This window comes from Sphingobium sp. WCS2017Hpa-17 (assembly GCF_031843765.1).
In the GTDB taxonomy this organism is placed as follows: domain Bacteria; phylum Pseudomonadota; class Alphaproteobacteria; order Sphingomonadales; family Sphingomonadaceae; genus Sphingobium.
The window spans coordinates 145,213-162,714 of the sequence record NZ_JAVTIV010000003.1 but is presented as its reverse complement, the minus strand read 5'-3'; the positions used below and the strand labels follow the sequence as shown (position 1 = coordinate 162,714).

15 protein-coding genes are annotated in these 17,502 nt (G+C 64.7%); 6 read left to right on the top strand and 9 right to left on the bottom strand.

Annotated elements, in window-relative coordinates:
• Nucleotides 1–52: 52 nt before the first annotated feature.
• The 5 genes from RQH62_RS08005 to RQH62_RS07985 all read left to right on the top strand — a co-directional run bounded on the left by RQH62_RS08005 (nucleotide 53) and on the right by RQH62_RS07985 (nucleotide 9,232).
• Complete coding sequence (locus tag RQH62_RS08005; protein WP_311268244.1) at nucleotides 53–2,191, top strand: BamA/TamA family outer membrane protein; 2,139 nt, start codon at nucleotides 53–55, stop codon at nucleotides 2,189–2,191.
• Complete coding sequence (locus RQH62_RS08000) at nucleotides 2,191–6,384, top strand: translocation/assembly module TamB domain-containing protein (RefSeq protein WP_311268243.1); 4,194 nt, start codon at nucleotides 2,191–2,193, stop codon at nucleotides 6,382–6,384. The genes RQH62_RS08005 and RQH62_RS08000 overlap by 1 nt, the downstream gene beginning before the upstream one ends.
• A 1-nt stretch (nucleotide 6,385) precedes the next feature.
• Complete coding sequence (locus tag RQH62_RS07995) at nucleotides 6,386–7,780, top strand: L-serine ammonia-lyase (protein ID WP_311268242.1); 1,395 nt, start codon at nucleotides 6,386–6,388, stop codon at nucleotides 7,778–7,780.
• A 181-nt stretch (nucleotides 7,781–7,961) separates the two neighbouring features.
• Complete coding sequence (locus tag RQH62_RS07990) at nucleotides 7,962–8,615, top strand: outer membrane beta-barrel protein (protein ID WP_311268241.1); 654 nt, start codon at nucleotides 7,962–7,964, stop codon at nucleotides 8,613–8,615.
• A 197-nt stretch (nucleotides 8,616–8,812) separates the two neighbouring features.
• Nucleotides 8,813–9,232 carry a thioesterase family protein gene (locus RQH62_RS07985; RefSeq protein WP_311268240.1) on the top strand — a complete coding sequence of 140 codons (420 nt, stop codon included), beginning with the start codon at nucleotides 8,813–8,815 and terminating at the stop codon, nucleotides 9,230–9,232.
• 93 nt (nucleotides 9,233–9,325) lie between these two features.
• Here RQH62_RS07985 and RQH62_RS07980 read toward each other — a convergent pair whose 3' ends face one another.
• The 8 genes from RQH62_RS07980 to RQH62_RS07945 form a co-directional block, all read right to left on the bottom strand.
• Nucleotides 9,326–9,835, bottom strand: coding sequence for a hypothetical protein (locus tag RQH62_RS07980; protein WP_311268239.1), 510 nt, complete (start codon nucleotides 9,833–9,835; stop codon nucleotides 9,326–9,328).
• Nucleotides 9,836–10,004: 169 nt separating this feature from the next.
• On the bottom strand, nucleotides 10,005–10,679 hold the full coding sequence (pyrF, locus tag RQH62_RS07975) for an orotidine-5'-phosphate decarboxylase (RefSeq protein ID WP_311268238.1): 675 nt from the start codon (nucleotides 10,677–10,679) through the stop codon (nucleotides 10,005–10,007).
• Entirely contained in the window at nucleotides 10,676–11,026 is a 351-nt protein-coding gene (locus RQH62_RS07970; protein WP_311268237.1) for a LapA family protein, read from the bottom strand. Before RQH62_RS07970 ends, pyrF begins: the two co-directional genes overlap by 4 nt.
• Before the next feature lie 34 nt (nucleotides 11,027–11,060).
• Nucleotides 11,061–11,930: an aldose 1-epimerase gene (locus tag RQH62_RS07965; RefSeq protein WP_311268236.1), complete on the bottom strand. Its 870-nt coding sequence runs from the start codon at nucleotides 11,928–11,930 to the stop codon at nucleotides 11,061–11,063.
• Nucleotides 11,931–11,947: 17 nt separating this feature from the next.
• On the bottom strand, nucleotides 11,948–13,360 hold the full coding sequence (locus tag RQH62_RS07960; protein WP_311268235.1) for a sugar porter family MFS transporter: 1,413 nt from the start codon (nucleotides 13,358–13,360) through the stop codon (nucleotides 11,948–11,950).
• A 36-nt stretch (nucleotides 13,361–13,396) separates the two neighbouring features.
• Nucleotides 13,397–14,269 (bottom strand): SMP-30/gluconolactonase/LRE family protein, encoded by an 873-nt coding sequence (locus tag RQH62_RS07955; RefSeq protein WP_311268234.1) that lies wholly within the window; start codon nucleotides 14,267–14,269, stop codon nucleotides 13,397–13,399.
• A gap of 4 nt (nucleotides 14,270–14,273) precedes the next feature.
• Nucleotides 14,274–15,035, bottom strand: a complete 762-nt coding sequence (locus RQH62_RS07950) for an SDR family oxidoreductase (RefSeq protein ID WP_311268233.1) — start codon at nucleotides 15,033–15,035, stop codon at nucleotides 14,274–14,276.
• Nucleotides 15,032–16,180, bottom strand: a complete 1,149-nt coding sequence (locus RQH62_RS07945; protein ID WP_405053529.1) for a fumarylacetoacetate hydrolase family protein — start codon at nucleotides 16,178–16,180, stop codon at nucleotides 15,032–15,034. Before RQH62_RS07945 ends, RQH62_RS07950 begins: the two co-directional genes overlap by 4 nt.
• A gap of 160 nt (nucleotides 16,181–16,340) precedes the next feature.
• Between RQH62_RS07945 and RQH62_RS07940 the strand changes: the two genes are divergently transcribed.
• Complete coding sequence (locus tag RQH62_RS07940; protein WP_311268231.1) at nucleotides 16,341–16,550, top strand: hypothetical protein; 210 nt, start codon at nucleotides 16,341–16,343, stop codon at nucleotides 16,548–16,550.
• 253 nt (nucleotides 16,551–16,803) lie between these two features.
• On the opposite strand, the gene RQH62_RS07935 is transcribed toward RQH62_RS07940, so the two are convergent.
• A complete protein-coding gene (locus RQH62_RS07935) occupies nucleotides 16,804–17,223 on the bottom strand; it encodes an EF-hand domain-containing protein (protein ID WP_311268230.1) in 420 nt (139 codons plus the stop codon).
• Between the last annotated feature and the right edge of the window lie 279 nt (nucleotides 17,224–17,502).

Genomic DNA, 17,502 nt, shown 5'->3' with positions numbered 1-17,502 from the left:
TCCCGTCTTCTAGGGCTGGCCTTCGCGCCCGTTTCTGGTCTAGACCGACCCTATGACCGATGGTTTGCGGACCCAACGCCGCTTTTCAGGCCGCCCGCAAGCCGTCCGGCTCCTGCTCGCGCCGCTTCTGCTGGCCGCGCCTGCTTCGGTGCGCGCACAGGAAACGCCGCCATCCGTTAAGCCCGAACCCGCCCAGAGTGCCGATCCGGCGCTCAGCCAGACGCTGGATGCCATGCCCGATATCGGCGTCGACTGGCCGGACATGGGCCAGCCCGACAGCATCACGCCATTGCCCGATGATCCGGTGGACGCACAGGCGACCGCCCGGTCATCTGCGGATCCTGCCGCACCGGCCGATCCCACGGCGCCGGCCCAGCCGGAAGCGCCCGTGCTCGCTTTCCCCGACGACGATGCCGATGCGAGCGCCGATCCGGTCGATGACAGCGCGAGCTTCGCCGACGCCAGCGAGGAACGCCGCTACACGGTGCAGTTGAGCGGACTGGACGCGATCGCCGATGACCAGTTTACCCTGCGCTTCGATGAACTGTCCGTCTTGCGCCAAGGGCAGGGCAAGTCCGCCAACCTCGCCCAGATCAACCGGCGCATGAAGGAGGATGGCGAACTGCTCGACCGGCTGTTGCGGGCGAAGGGCTATTATGCCGCGCGCATCCGCAGCGCCGTAGCCGCGCCGCCGCCGGGCAGCGACCGTCTGTCCGTTACCTTCGATATCGTGCCGGGCACCCAATATCTGCTAGAATCCGTCGATGTCACCGGCCTCATCGAAACCGCCGGGCAGGAAGCGCGGCTGCGCGCGGCCTTCCCGCCCAAGGCCGGCGATCCGGTGGATGCGGACAAGATATTGGCGGGCCGCGACGCGCTCAGCACGGCGCTGGCGGAAAGCGGCTTTCCCTTTGCCCGCGTCGATGAACCGGAAGTGCGGATCGATCATGAAGAGCGCAACGGCGATCTCGACATCATCGTCGCGCCTGGCGGCTTCCGTCGCTTCGGCGCGATCCAGATGGACGACACGAAACTGTTCGACGCCCACCATGTGCAGGAAATCGCCCGCTTCGATCCGGGTGACACCTATATGGCGTCCGATGTCGAGGATCTGCGCCGCGCCATCGTCGCGACCGGCCTCGTCTCCTCGGTCAGCCTGAAACCGGTCGATGCCGGCGATGGCGAGCATGTCAATCTGGACGTCGATCTGCGTCCCGCGCCGTTGCGCACTATTGCCGGCGAACTGGGCTATGGCACGGGCGAAGGCTATCGCGCTGAAGTCAGCTGGCAGCATCGCAACCTCTTCCCGCCCGAAGGCGCGGTGACGCTGCGCGGCGTGTTGGGTACGCAGGAGCAGACCGCCTCCTTCACCTATCGCCGCAACAATTTCAAACGACGCGACAATGTGCTGACCGGGCTGGTGTCGATCAGCAATATCCGGCGTGACGCCTATGACGCCCGCACCATTAATCTGTCCGGCGCAATCGAGCGGCAGAGCAACATATTGTTCCAGAAGAAATGGGTCTGGCGTTTCGGCGGCGAACTGATCGCGTCGGACGAAGCCGATGCGTTCAGCGGCGGCGCCCGCCGCACCTTCCTGATCGCCGCCGTGCCGGTCAGCCTGACCTATGACGGTAGCGACGACCTGCTGAACCCATCCAAAGGCTTCCGTCTCGGTGCGCGCGTCAGCCCCGAACTCTCCTTCCAGAACACGACCTTCGGCTATGCCCGCGTCCAGGTGGACGGCAGCGTTTATCAGCCGATGAGCGACCGGGTGGTGGTCGCTGCCCGCGCCCGTTTCGGCACTATCTTCGGATCGACCGTGGAACAGATCGCGCCGTCCCGCCGCTTCTATGCCGGCGGCGGCGCGTCGGTGCGCGGCTATGGCTATCAGGCGATCGGCCCGCGCTATGGCGAGGATGACGATCCGGTCGGCGGCAAGAGTCTGGCCGAATTTTCGCTCGAAAGCCGCATCCGCTTCGGCAATTTCGGTGTCGTACCCTTTGTTGACGCCGGCAATATCTCGACCAGCTTCCTGCCGCGCTTCCGCGACCTGCGCATCGGCGCGGGCATGGGCCTGCGCTATTACAGCAATTTCGGCCCGATCCGCGTCGATGTCGGCACGCCGCTCAATCCGCAGACGGGCGATCCCAAGGTTGCGGTCTATGTCTCGCTGGGGCAGGCCTTCTGATGGCCGACGACGCAGCCCCGCCCATTCCGCCGCCACCGGCTCCCGCGCCGCGCCGCCGCGCCTGGGACGGCCGCTGGCAACGCTGGCTGGCCGGGTTGCTGCTGACGCTGGTGCTGATCGTCGCGGCGGCGGTGGCGTGGCTGGACACCAGCGGCGGGCATCGTTTCCTCGCCACCCGCATCGCCACCATCAAATCTTCCTCGGGCCTGCGCATTCATGTCGGCGCGATCGAGGGCAGCATCTATCGCAAGGCTGTGCTGCGCGACCTGATCCTGTCCGATCCCAGGGGCAAGTTTCTGGAAGCGCCCCGCGTCGAGCTGGACTGGTGGCCCTTCGCCTGGCTGTCCAACCGGCTGGATATCGACCGGCTGGTGATCCCGCGCGCCACGCTGCACAAATTGCCCAAGCTCAACCCGACGGAGCGGCGCGGGCCGATCCTGCCCGGTTTCGACATCCGCCTGATGCAATTTTCGGTCGGCCAGCTCGATATCGCCCCCGGCGTCACCGGCCGGGTGCAGCGCGCCACCATGTCCGGCGACGCGGATATTCGCGGTGGCCGTGCGATCATCGACCTGTCGGCTCGCACCCTCGACGGCAGTGACGCGCTGACCATCGCGCTCGACAGCCGGCCGGACAAGGATCGCTTCGCCCTCGACGTCACCGTCAACGCGCCCAAGACCGGCGTGCTGGCGGCCATGGCGGGCCTGAAGCAGGACGCCAATCTGCGCATCGGCGGCAAGGGCAGCTGGAGCAAATGGGACGGCCGCCTCGCCGCCACGCTCGATGCCGTGCCGGTCGCCGACTTCACCCTTGCCGCCCGCAGCGGGGCCTATTCGGCGCGCGGCACGGTGGAGGGGGACGCGATCGCCGGCAACGGGCTGCTCCGCCGCATCGCCGCGCCGCGCCTGACCGTGCGCGCCGACGGCACGATGGTCGATCGGGTGATCGACGGCCGCCTTTCGCTCCGGTCCGCCGCGTTGGATATGACCGCCGATGGTGCGATCGACCTGCGCAACAATGCGCTCGACAACATGCGCGTCGATGTGAAGCTGGCCCGGCCCGAAGCGCTGATCAAGACCATGCGCGGCAAGGATATCGCTGCGAAGATTCGGCTGGACGGCGCCTTCACTGCGCTTGGCTATGAATATCTGCTCACCGCGCGGCAGATCGCCGTTGAAAAGGCGATCATCAACGATGTCCGGGCAGAGGGCAAAGGCCGCGCCACCGGCAAGGGGCCGACGCTGATTCCGCTGCGCCTGCGCGCCCGCAGCCTGGACGGGCAGGGCGATCTGGTCGGCGGGATCGTCCGCAATTTCCAGCTTGATGGCGTGCTGCAACTCGACGGGCAGCAGATCGTCAGTAATCCGATGCAGCTGCGATCGGACAAGCTGCGCGGCAGGTTGACGGTGATCGCCGACCTGGCGACCGGCCGCTATGACGCGGGACTGGATGGCCAGATCAACGGCCTGTTCATTCGTGGTCTTGGTGTCGTCGACCTGACGTCCAAACTGCGCGCCGTGCCGCGCGCCGATGGTGGCTTCGGCCTCAGCGGCAATGCGCTGGCGCGTGTGCGGCGGCTGGACAATGATTTCCTGCGGACGCTGGGCGGCGGCCTGCCGACATTGCGCAGCAAGCTGGACCTGCTGAAGGACGGCCAGTTCGCCCTGTCCGACATGCAGCTGACATCGCCCCTGCTCAACCTGATGGCGCACGGCATACGCCATCGCGATGGATCGCTCCATCTGGAGGGCAGCGGCCGGCATGGGCGCTATGGTCCTGTCACGCTGACGCTGGACGGCATGATCGAACGGCCGACCGTCGACCTGCTGCTCGCTCGGCCGATGGACGCGCTGGGCCTGCGCGATGTGCGGGCGAAGCTGATCCCGGACGCCAATGGCTACAGCTATACCGCCAATGGCGGATCGACGCTGGGCGCCTTTACCGGTCGGGGCGTGATCCTGTTGCCGCAGGGCGGGCAGGCGGTGGTGCGGGTCGCCAACCTGTCCGTATCGGGCGTGACCGCCAGCGGCGATATTCGCCCGATCGCCGGCGGCCTCGAAGGCCAGCTCAGCGTCATGGGGCCGGTCACCGGTTATATCAATTTCAAGCCGGTCGACGCCAACCAGCAGGTCCAGCTGAAACTGACCGCAAATGATGCCAGTTTTGAAGGGCCGACCGTCATAGAAGTCCGTCGCGGCACGCTGGACGGCACGATCCTGCTCGATCCGTCGGGCACCACCGTTACCGCCACGGCGCAGGCGCGCGGCCTGCGCGTTGGTGGCGTACTGCTCGGCCGCTTCGCTGCCAATGCCGAACTGGTCGATGGCAAGGGCAAGATACGCGGCAGCCTGTCGGGCCAGCGCGGGCGGCTGTTCGATCTTCAGGGCGAGGCGCAGGTCGAACCCGACCGCATCCGCCTCACTGCTGCCGGTACGATCGACAAGCGCCCCATTCGCCTGACCCGCGCCGCACTGCTGACGCGGGCGGAGGATGGCTGGCGCCTGTCGCCCGCCACGATCAGCTATGCCGGCGGATCGCTGCAACTGGCCGGCGAACTGGGCGGCACGTCGACCCATATCGAGGCGCGGATGCAGAAGCTGCCGCTGGCGCTGCTCGACATCGCTTATGACAATCTGGGCCTGGGCGGTATGGCCACCGGATCGCTCAGCTACGTCCAGCCGCGCGGCGGCTTGCCCACCGGCAAGGCGGAACTGCGCATCCGGAGCCTGTCCCGCTCCGGCCTTTCGCTCAGCAGCCGCCCGGTCGATGTCGGCGTCAACGCCGTGTTGACCGGGGAGCGGCTCGCCACCCGCATGGTCTTCGTCGCCGATGGCAAGACGATCGGCCAGGCGCAGGGGCTGCTCAACCCGCTTGGGACGGAAGGGGGAATTGCCAGCCGCCTCAACAGCGCCCCCTTCTTCGGCCAGTTGCGCTTCAATGGTACAGCGGACACGCTCTGGCGCCTGACCGGCGTGGAGATTGTCGATATCGCCGGCATGGTCGGCGTGTCGGCGGACATGCGCGGCACGCTGGGCGCGCCGGTCATCACCGGCAATTTCACGACCGACAATGCCGCCATCACCAGCCCCGTTACCGGTATGCGGCTGCGCGGCGTCAAGGCGCGCGGCCGCTTCTCCGGTGCGCAACTGGTCATTTCCAGTTTCGCCGCGACCGCGCAAAATGGCGGCACCGTCAATGGCACCGGCCGCTTCACCTTCAACGGTATCGCCGGCGTCGGCATGGACCTGAACCTTCAAGCCGACAATGCGGCCCTGCTGGAGCGGGACGATATCGCCGCGACCGTTACCGGCCCCATCACCCTGCGGTCCGACGGGGTAGGGGGCACGATCGGCGGCGATCTGGTCCTCAACAAGAGCCGCTTCACCATGGGCCGCGCCGCCGCCGTGGCGCAGATCCCCGAACTCAAGGTGGTCGAAGTCAATCGGCGCGGCGACGAGATTGAACGGCCGCGTACCAATGTCCCCTGGGCGCTGGCGATCAAGGCGCGGGCGCGCAATCGCCTGACCGTCACCGGCCTCGGCCTCGACAGCGAATGGCGCGCGGACCTCGATATCGGCGGTACCGTCACCAACCCTGCCATCGCGGGTCGCGCGCAACTGGTGCGCGGCGGCTATGAATTTGCCGGTCGCCGCTTCGAACTGCGCGAAGGCAATATCCAGTTCGATGGCAAGGTGCCGGTCAACCCCACGCTGGACATCAGCGCTGAAGCGGACGTCAGCGACCTCAGCGCCACCATCCATGTCGGCGGCACGGGCCTGAAACCCGACATCACCTTCACCAGCATCCCCGCACTACCGCAGGACGAACTGCTCTCGCGCATCCTGTTCGGCACATCCATCACCAACCTGTCCGCGCCCGAAGCGCTGCAACTCGCCTCCGCCGTTGGCTCGCTTCAGGGCAATGGCGGCCTCGACCCGATCAACGCGGTGCGCAAGGCGGCGGGCCTCGACCGGTTGCGCATCATCGCCGCCGACCCGACGCAGGGGCAGGGCACCTCGATCGCGGCGGGCAAATATCTGACCCGCAAAACCTATGTCGAACTGATCACCGATGGGCAGGGCTACAGCGCCACCCGCATGGAATATCAGGTCACGCGCTGGCTATCCCTGCTGGCGGCCATCTCCACCCTCGGGCGCGAAAGCGCCAACGTGCGTATTTCCAAGGATTATTGACGTGACGAAAAGCGCGATCGACGCCGCCACCGCGATCAGCGTGATGGACCTGTTCACCATCGGCATCGGCCCGTCCAGCTCGCACACGGTGGGGCCGATGCGCGCCGCGCTCATGTTCATGGACACGCTGCCGGCCACGCCGGTTCGGGTGCAGTGCGAGTTGTTCGGGTCATTAGCGCTCACCGGCCGGGGCCATGCCACGGACAGCGCCATCCTGCTCGGCCTGTCGGGCTATCGCCCCGAAAGCGTCGATCCCGATGCGATCGGAGCCATCCTGTCCGCGATCCGCACCGATGGCCGCATCCGGGCGGGCAGCGCCGTCGATCACTGGCTGCCGTTCGAGGAAGCCCGCGACCTCCTCTTCCGCATGGGCGAGTTTCTGGAGGCGCACAGCAATGGCATGCGCTTCACCGCCTGGCTGGACGGGCGTGACGAACCGATCGTGCGCGATTATTATTCCATCGGCGGCGGCGCAGTCCTTCCGGGCGTGGTGCCGGTCAGCGATGACGCGCCGCTCGGTCATAATGTCGTCCAGCCCTGGCCTTTCTCCTCCGGCGCGGAAATGCTGGCGCAGGGCGACGTGAGCGGCTTGTCGATCGCGACCTTGGTGCTCCGCAACGAGGGCGCCTGGCGGGTGCAGACGGAAACCGAAGCTTTTCTGGACAATGTCATCGACGCCATGAGCGCCTCGATCGACCGGGGCCTGATGCAGGAAGGGCTGCTGCCCGGCGGCCTCAAGGTCCGCCGCCGCGCCCGCGCCATTCACCAGCGGCTGCGCTTGCAGCAGGACGCCCTCGGCCCGGCGCAGATATTCGAATGGGTCAGCCTGTTCGCGCTGGCCGTGAATGAGGAGAATGCAGCCGGCGGCCGCGTCGTCACCGCGCCCACCAACGGGGCGGCGGGCGTCATCCCGGCGGTGCTGCATTATTATCGCCGCTTCGTGCCCGGCGCGGACCGGGACGGGGAACGCCGCTTCCTGCTCACCGCCGCTGCGATCGGCTTCCTTTACAAGAAGCGCGCCTCCATCTCCGCGGCCGAAATGGGCTGTCAGGGCGAAGTCGGCGTCGCCTGCTCCATGGCCGCCGCCGGCCTCGCCGCTGTCTTGGGCGGCACCAACACCCAGGTCGAAAATGCCGCGGAAATCGGCATGGAACATAATCTCGGCCTCACCTGCGACCCGATCGGCGGGCTGGTCCAGATTCCTTGTATCGAGCGCAATACGATGGGCGCAGTGAAGGCGATCAACGCCGCCTATCTCGCCCTGCAAGGCGACGGCCGCCACATCGTCAGTCTGGACGCCGTGATCGAAACCATGCGCCAGACCGGCGAGGACATGGCCAGTCGCTACAAGGAAACATCGCTTGGCGGTCTGGCCGTCAATGTCGTGGAATGTTGAAAATCGTTCCGTCGCTTCATCGTCCAAAGCGCACGCTTGCACGGTGAATGGAGGTGGTTCCGTGACATTAATGGCACATAATCAAGTGTTTATCTGAGGTTCATGAAACAAACACGGCCGCTCCGGCTTCTGCGTCTCACCCCCTTGAGAGGGTGAATGAATGACGAACGGAGTATCTGTTATGCGTAAGTTGATGGTCGCAACCCTCTTGGCCGGCGCCACTGTCGCCACCCCCGCACTGGCGCAGGATGTCGGCCCGCCCTTCACCGGCCCGCGCGTCGAAGCCATCCTCGGCTATGACCGCACTGGCGCCGGCAGCGATGTCGACAATGACAATGGTAATGATGATCAGAAGATCGACGGTCTGCTCTACGGTGTCGGCGCCGGCTATGACATCAACCTGGGCAGCGCGGTCGTCGGTGCGGAGGGCGAATGGACCAATTCGACCTCCAAGAGCAGCCGCCGCGACTATAGCGACCAGTTCGGCTTTGGCCGCGTCAAGCAGGGCCGCGACCTCTATATCGGTGCCCGCGCCGGTATACTGGCAGATCCCGCGACGCTGGTTTACGTCAAGGGCGGCTACACCAACACGAAGCTGAACGTGCTGGCCGGCAACACCAACGAAAGCACCGACGAAGCCTTCAAGCTGGATGGCTGGCGCATCGGCGCGGGCGTGGAACGGGCGATCAATGCCAACACCTTCGCCAAGGTCGAATATCGCTATTCCAAATATGAAGATGCCAAGCTGCGTTTCGCTGATGGCGCGACCACCAGCGAGTTCGGCATCGACACCGACCGTCATCAGGTGGTCGGCAGCGTCGGCTGGCGTTTCTAAAGCTAAGGATCAATCCAACGCCCGTTCGCTTCGAGCGTGTCGAGAAGCGGATAGCGCAGTCCTGTCCGGTTTCTCGACTTCGCTCGAAACGAACGGAGTTGGCTGAAAAAGGGGCCGGTCTTCGGATCGGCCCCTTTTTCCCTGCACCCGCCTATCCCCTCTATCGGGGTGCGTGCAGGCCTGTTATTGACATTCATGTGAGTAACGCGATTCCCCACCGCTTCCCGATCGGCATCGATCCGACCGACATCGACTTCATGGGTCATGTCAACAATGCCAGCTACCTCAAATGGGTGCAGGAGGCTGTGCTGGACCACTGGCGCGCGCTGGCTCCGTCCGAAGCGGTCGCCCAGCATCTCTGGGTCGCGCTCAAGCATGAAATCACCTATCGCAAACCCACCTTCCTCGACGACGACGTCATCGCGACCGTGCTGCTGGAAAAGGTGCAGGGCGCCCGCGCCTTCTACGAAACGGTGATCCGCCGTGGCGAGGAAGTGCTGGCCGAAGTCAAGTCAAGCTGGTGCTGCATCGACGCCAGCAGCCTGCGTCCGGCCCGCCTGACCCGCGAAGTGATCGACCGGTTTTTCGCTTCGGATGATGGTGACGAGCGGGGTTGATCAGGAGGCGGCTTTGTCCGAGGTGGGTGGATTGCGGACGGGCCACTTTCCGTTTGCGCCATGGCTAAAGCTGACATTGCCGACCGTCATGGCTCAAATGCCGATATGCTCGGTGAAAGTGCCCGCTATCCCAGCGAAGCACGATCCAATTAGGGTGAACCCAGCCATCGAAGCTATCGACAGATCAGCACCAAAAATCGCGTTGATGACTGCTGTGATTGGAAAAATGACAAACCCGGCAAGGAAGCAAAATGCGCCGCGTCGAGGGTTGAAATCAAAGGCTTTTGCCTTCGGATCAGGCGGGTCACGGAGCACCCACAGCGATCCTAATCCAATCACCAGCAGCGGAAGCCAAACCCACATCGGCCAATGCTGCCCTTCCTTAAAGACCCACGCTTGCACGAGGCCAGCGAGGCAGAGGAGGGCAATGCCAAAATATGCCAACGACTTTCTATTGAACATACGATCACGCGACCCTTTCGCCATAAACCTGATCGTGCCATCAACCAAGCACGTCAGCAACGGCGACCAACGAACGCTACTCTGAACGGCAGTTTCTGGTCGGTGGCGGACTTGTCCCTTCTTTTGATCTTCAACCGTCATCCCAGCGAAGGCTGGGATCTCAGGCGGGCGCACGCTGCATTGACGGATAGCGCAAGACGGCCAGCCTCCTTCTATTGTCGCCTGAGACCCGAGCCTTCGCTGGGGTGACGGCTATTGGGTAAGTGGGAAGGAGCACAATAAGTCCGTCATTGGTCGCTACCCGCCGTCCCTACAGCGTCGCCTCAATCTCCCGCGCCGCCATGTCCGGATCGTCCGCCTGGCTGATCGGCCGCCCGATGACCAGCATCGACGCGCCCCGGTCCAGCGCCTCGCGCGGGGTGACGGCGCGCTTCTGGTCGCCCATGGCGCCGCCGGTCGGACGCACGCCGGGCACCACGAAATAGCCGTCATGCCAGGCCGCCTTGGCGATCGCCACTTCCGCGCCCGAACAGACGATACCGTCCAGCCCGGCGCTCTGGGCGAGGTCGGCGAGGCGACGGACCTGATCCTCCGCCTTGCCGCCGACGCCGATGTCCAGCAGGTCGCCATCGTCCAGGCTGGTCAGCACGGTCACGGCCACCACCTTGGTGTTGATGCCGGCCGCCGCCTTGGCATCCTCCAGCATGGCGCGGCCGCCGGCGGCATGGACGGTCAGCACCGCCGGCTCCAGCATGTGCAGCGCCTGCACCGCCTTCGCCACCGTATTGGGAATGTCGTGCAGCTTGAGGTCGAGGAAGATCGGCAGGCCGAACTTCATCATTTCATGCACGCCATGATGGCCATTGGCGCAGAAAAATTCGAGGCCCAGCTTCAGCCCGCCGACATGATGCTTCACCTGCCCGGCAAGCATTTGCGCCTTGCTCAGGTCGGGCGTGTCGATGGCGACATAGATGGGGCTGCTCATGCTGGTCCTGTAATGGTTGGCGTGGGGGCGGGGGAGTCCGCGAGGGTCGTCAGGCTGGGTGCATCGGAAAAGGCGGGCGGCGGCGGGGGCGCGGCGGCGGCGGTGGCGGCCGCCAGCGCGCGCTCGCTGCTGTCGAGCCGGCGCTTCAACCGCCAGCGCGTCGCCCGCGCCATCACCCAGAAAGGCAGCGCGCCGAGCAGGAACGCGACGATCAGCAGCACGGGCAGCTTGGTTTCCATCACCATGTCGCCCCACAAGCGCACGGTCACGGGGACGTAGTTCGCCATGCAGAAGAAGGCGAGCGCTACGGCGATGACGACCCAAAAGGCTGTCCGCAAAAACTGCATAGGCTAGACCCTCTTGCTGTTGGTGAAGGGCAGCTTAGGCGATTGCGGCGGATTTCGGAAGCGCTCCATCAATTTTGTCGATGGCAATGGTCATGGACAGGCTTGCCGTCTCGCCCGGCGCCAGGATCGGCATGCCGTCGCGGTTGATCGCGTCGGGCATATGGCTGACCGGCTCCAGACAGAAATCGACGCTGTCGGGAGGGCGATAGACGTGCAAGCAGTCGGCGCCGGTGGCCGTCACGGTCAGCCGCACCCCGTCGCCGCGCTGCACGACCGCCGTGCCGTCCCAGCCCGTATAGGCATTATCGACCAGACTGGTGCCGCGCACGATGGCGGGGCTGGACCAGTCGCCCAACGCATCGGCGGGGGCCTGCGCGTCGGGCAGCATATCCGGCGTGGACAGCCACAGGCCCTGCGCACCGAAGGTCAGCGTGGTCGCTTCATCGGCGAGGAAATAGGGATGGAAGCCCAGCCCGATCGGTATCGCCACATAGCCGATATTGGTTGCGGACAACGAGATGGACAGCTGCGACGGGGTCAGCGTAACCCTCTGCTCGGCCCGGTAGGCGGACGGCCAATGGGCCTCGCCGCGATGCTCATGGATCAGCCGCGTGGACGTTTCACCTGTCTCACTCGCTGTCCAACTAGCCTGCCAGCCAAAGCCATGGATGCTATGCGGATGGTCGCCGAAATTGAGCGGCAGCTGATAATCTGCGCCCTTAAAGGCGAAGCGCCCGTCGGCAATCCGGTTGGCATAGGGCACCAGCGGAAAGCTGGCCATGGCGAGCGGATCGCCGGCCCCGTCCGGCGCGCGCCGCAGCAGGTCGACGCCGTCCAGTGCCAGCCCCAGCAGCGAACCGCCGATAGCGGGCGAGAGGGCAGCTTCCAGCCCTCCCGCGCGCAATATGATGCTATCGTCGCTCAGCCGACCATATCCTCAAGCTCGCGGCCCTTCGTTTCATGCACCATGGCGCGGACGAAGAAGAAGGAGATGGCGGCGAACAGGGCGTAGCCGACATAGGCGGTCGCCAGGCCCGGCCATGTCACCAGCGAGGGGAAGCTGACCGACACGACGGCATTGGCGATCCACTGGGCGAAGCCAGCAACGGCAAGGCCCGATCCGCGAATCTGGTTCGGGAACATTTCGCCCAGCATGACCCACATGATCGGGCCCCAGCTCATGTTGAAGAAGATCACATAGAGATTGGCGGCCACCAGCGCGATCACGCCATTATGGCCGGGCAGGCTCACCGCGCCATCCGCACCCGTGATCGCGGTCGAAAAGGCATAGGCCACCGTCGCCAGCGTCAGCGCCATGCCAGCGGAACCGACCAGCAGCAGCGGCTTGCGACCGATCCTGTCCACCAGCGCAATCGTGCCAAGGCATGCGCCGATCGACAGCAACCCGGACAGGATGTTGATCTGGAGCGCATAATCTTCCGAAAAGCCGACGGCTTCCCACAAGGTCGCGCCATAATAGAAGACGACGTTGATGCCGACCAGCTGCTGGAACACGGCCAGACCGATGCCGGTCCATACGATCGGCCGCACTTTGCCGCTGACCTTGTCGATCAGGTCGGACAATTTCGGGCGATGATGGTCGGCGGCCAGGCTGGCGCGGATGTCGGCGACCTTGCGCGCGGCCTCCTGCGGCCCGAACAGGCGGGTCAGTACAGCCAGCGCGCGATCGTCATGTCCGCGCGCGACGAGGTAGCGGGGGCTTTCCGGAATGACGAGAAGCGCCAGGAAATAGATGGCGGCCGGGATCGCCTGCAACCAGAACATCCAGCGCCAGGCCGGGAAGTCGAGCCACAGCGGGGCGGTCGAGCCACCGGCGTAACGGGCCAGCACGAAATTGGCGACAAAGGCGCCGGTCAGGCCGGAAATGATCATCACCTGCTGCACCGAAGACAGCCGGCCGCGTACATTGGCGGGGGTCACTTCGGAGATATAGACGGGCGAAATGACGCTCGCCGCGCCGACGCCCAAGCCGCCGATGATGCGGGCAAAGATGAAGATGGCAGAGGAACCGGCAGCGCCCGCCAGCAGCGCACTGACGAGAAAGAGGATGGCGGCGGCCATCATCACGCCGCGCCGGCCGATGAGGTCGGCCATGCGCCCGGCGCCGAACGCACCGATCGACGACCCGACCAGAATCGCGCCGACATTGATGCCGATGCCCAGCTTGCCGAGGTCGAAGGCGCTTTCCAGCCCCTTTTGCGTGCCGTTGATGACGCCGCTGTCATAGCCGAACATGAACCCGCCGATCGTCGCCACCGCCACGATCGCGGCGATAAAGGCCATATTGACCTTTTCCGCGCTCCCCTCACTCATCCGTCTTCATCCTTCCAATTCTTATATCGTTGCGACTTACACTGTGGCGGTATGGCCAGGCAGCCCGGCGACGCCGGGGTCGAAGGCGAACAGATCGCCTGCCAGGGGCTGTTTTGTCAACGCTGTCACATCTAGCCCCTTGCGCGCCGTCGTCGCATAGGCGGTGGCCAGCCCCTCGCCGCCAAAGGCGATCTTGGTGATGTTGGCGACGGGGAAACGGACTTCACGCATCAACTTGCCGGCCGGATCGTAACGGCGCACCGCCCATCCGCCGAACAGGCCGGTCCACAGGCAACCTTCCGCGTCCACGGTCGGCCCGTCGGGATAGCCGGCATCCGCCTCGATCTTCGTAAACAGGCTGGTATTGCCGACCGATCCGTCGTCGTTCAGGTCCGTGCGCCAGATACGCTTGCCCAGCGTGTCGGTATGATAGAGTGTCCGGCCATCGGGCGACAAGGCAGGGCCGTTGGTGATCGACACGGCGGGCAGGCCGCTTTCGACGCACACGCCCTTGTGGAAACGATAGAAATAGCCGCTATCGGCTTCCTCCGCATCATCCATCGATCCGAACCACAACGCACCATCGGGCGCGACGCAGGCGTCATTCTGCCGATTGCCGGGCAGATGGGTTTCGGGCGCGTGGAGCAGCGCAAAACTGCCCTGCGCCGGATCGAAACGATGCACCCCGGTCTGCAAACCGACCGCAAACAGCCCGTCGTCGGTGGGCAGGATCCAGCCCACCTGACAGGGCGCCGCCCAGCTGCGCCCGACGTCGAGCGCCGGGTCGTAACGGTGGATGCGATGCCCCTTGATATCGACGAACCACAGGGCGGCGTCGCGCGCCACCCACACCGGCCCTTCGCCCAGCGTCGCGCCGACGGACAGCACGCTCTGCGGATCGGCGCTCATGCTATCAGCGCCAGCCGGCATCGATGAAATAGTCATGCGCGGTGCAATAGCGCGCATCGTCCGACGCCAGGAACATCGCCAGCGCGGCGACGTCTTCGGGCAGGATACGGCCGTCCAGACATTGCGCCGCGACGATTTCCGCCTCGCCTTCGGGCGTGTACCATTTTTCCTGTCGCAGCGTTTTCACGTTGCCGGGGATGATGGTGTTGACGCGGATATTGTCCCGGCCAAGGTCGCGGGCGAGGCTGCGGGTCAGCCCCTCGATCGCTGCCTTGGCGGTCTGGTAGAGCGTCAGTTCGGGCAGAGCGAGGTGCCAGCTGATCGACCCGAAATTCAGGATCACGCCACCGCCCGCGCGCTTCAGCGCCGGCACCGCCGCCTGCGCCGCGAAGAAGAGGTGGCGCAGATTGACCGCCATCCGCTCGTCCCAATAGGCGGGCGTCACTTCCTCAATCGTGTGGCGATCGTCATTGGCGGCATTGTTGATCAGGATGTCGATCCCGCCCAACTGCTGCTCGACCGTACCGATCATCGCCTGCACGGCTTCGATGTCGCGCAGGTCCACGGCATGGAAGATCGGCGTGAAGGCTGCGTCGCCAGACAGACGGGCGACCAGCGCCTCGCTGGCTTCGACGGCAATGTCGCAGAAGGCGACATGCGCGCCCTGCGCCACGAACCCTTCGACCAGTCCTTCGCCGATGCCGCTGCCGCCGCCACTGATAAAGACCCGCTTGCCCTTCAGGCTGGGGTAGATGGCGCGGCTCATGCGGTTTCTTTCAGCAGGCCGCGTGCGGCCAGATTGGTGAACAGGGCGGTCAGGCCAAAGCTCCAGGGCGCGGCGTCCTTCGACCTCACGACCGTGTTGACCAGCTTGCCGAGGCGCGGGGTGGAAATAGCCACCACGTCGCCGACCTTGTGGGTGAAGCCACGGCCCGGCTCGTCCCGATCCTGCACCGGCGCGAACAACGTGCCCAGGAACAGGGTGAAGCCATCGGGATATTGATGCTCCGACAGCGTCTGACGCACCAGTTCCAGCGGATCGCGACTGATCTGGTTCATGCTGCTATGCCCTTCCAGTCGATAGCCTTCCGGCCCGTCGATGGTCAGTTCCAGTTCGGCATTGCGCACATCGTCGATGGTGAAATCGCCGTCGAACAGGCGGACGAGCGGGCCGAGCGAGCAGGAGGCATTATTGTCCTTCGCCTTGCCCAGCAGCAGGGCGGACCGCCCTTCGAAATCGCGCAGGTTGACGTCATTGCCCAGCGTCGCGCCGATAGCGCTCCCAGCGGCATTGACCAGCAACACGACTTCCGGTTCCGGGTTGTTCCAGGTGGAATCCGACCGGATGCCGATTTCCGCGCCCAGACCCACGGTCGACAGCACCGGCGATTTGGTGAAGACTTCCGCATCCGGGCCGATCGCGACTTCCAGATATTGCGACCACAGGCCATCCTCGATCAGTGCGGCCTTCAGCGCGGCGGCTTCGGGCGATCCGGGCACTACGGCGCGGATGGAACCGCCGACGCGCTCTTCCAGACGGCCGCGAATCTCGGCGGCGGCACCAGCGTCACCACGGGCGCGTTCCTCGATCACGCGCTCCAGCGCGGACAGAGCGAAAGTCACGCCGCACGCCTTGACGCATTGCAGATCAACCGGGCTGAGCAGCGGTAAAGCGAGCGTGTCGAGCGCGCCGAGTTCTTCGCCGGCCGAGGCATCAAGCGGCAGTTTTTCGACCAGTTGTGCCACGGTCGGCGCAATGCGGCTCATGTCATAGGCGACGCCCTTGTCCACCAGGATCGGGCTGGGGCCATCGACGGTCAGGACGCGGCCGATAAACAGGCCTTCACGCCAGTCGGCGGGCAGGTGGTCAGCCAGATTCGTGGCAAGCAAGGAGATTTCCCCCGGCATCATCAACTCCTAAAAGGCGGTTCTAAATTGATAGCGCTACCAACATCGAACCGCCGGCGAAGTCAAGGGGTGTTGCGCAAAAGGCGCGTCAGCAGAAAGTCGTAGGGCAGTGGCGCGTAACGGCTTTTCCCAACGCCGGCTTTGCGGCATAGCTGCAAGGACCATGAGCAAGACCGAAGACTCGGCGCCAGAGACTGGCGCAGCCGCCGCTTCCGAAACGCCCGCAGCCGACAAGGCCAAGGACAAGACCAGGGTCGATCTCGCCACTGCGGCGATTAAGTCGGCGGGCAAAGGGGTATGGGCTGGCGCCGCCGTCGGCATCGGTTCCGCCGCGATCGTGGCGGCACTGCTCTACAGCCGCAAGAAGGGCTGAGGCACCATATTGTCTTAATCGTCATGCTGAACTTGTTTCAGGCATCCATTGTGCCGCCATGCAGCCTTCACTCGTGAAGCAAAATAGATACTGAAACGAGTTCAGCATGGCGTTGCTATAATCTGAAACGGATATCTCCGGACGCACTCATAAAAAAGAGGCGGCATGGCCTTCGTTCCATGCCGCCTCCGGGTGCGACCCTTCAGGCTCTTATGTCCCCGCCTTCGTGACAGAGTGGGGAACGGTTATATCGTCAGGCGGCACCACCGCTCAGATAGTTGACCAGTTCGGTCTTGCTGACCGATATACTCTTGTCCTTGTCGGCCGTGGTAAAAGCGCCATTGGCCCAGGCCGAAACCTGATCGGCCGGCAGGGTGGAACCGGTCGCCTTCATCTCCTGGCTTTTGAGTGCGACCATCCAGCGCGTAAATTCCGACTGGTCGAGCTGGCCATCCTTATTCGCGTCATAGGCCGGAAATTCGGCATCGACGATCGAGGCGACCGACGCGGCAGGGTTGGCTGGCGCGGCGGGCGTCGCCGTCTGTGGCGAGGCTGGCGCGGTGGGGGCAGGCGCAGCCGGAGTCGCGGGTGCCGTACCTTCGACCGGCGCCTGCTGCGCCATAGCGGGGGCCGCTAAAGCGATGGCGGCTGTGAATAGGACCGTGCGGACCATGGCAATCTCCTGTTACCTTGAATGTGTCGGGCCAGAATATGTTCCGGAAAACCCGATTATGCTGGTGTAATAATGAACGGGGACTGGCTAATGTTCCTGAACATCCATTCATGTCACTTCATTCGTCTTGAAAATATAGTCGGCTCGTCGGTCTTTGCTGTCTGCCGGATACAAAGGAGAGACTTCTCGCCGTTCTGCCTTTCCCGATTTGCCCCGGTCGGCCGACGCTGCTAGGCGCGCGGCACGTTTTCCTCCCTTCAGACGCTAAGGATTCGCGCC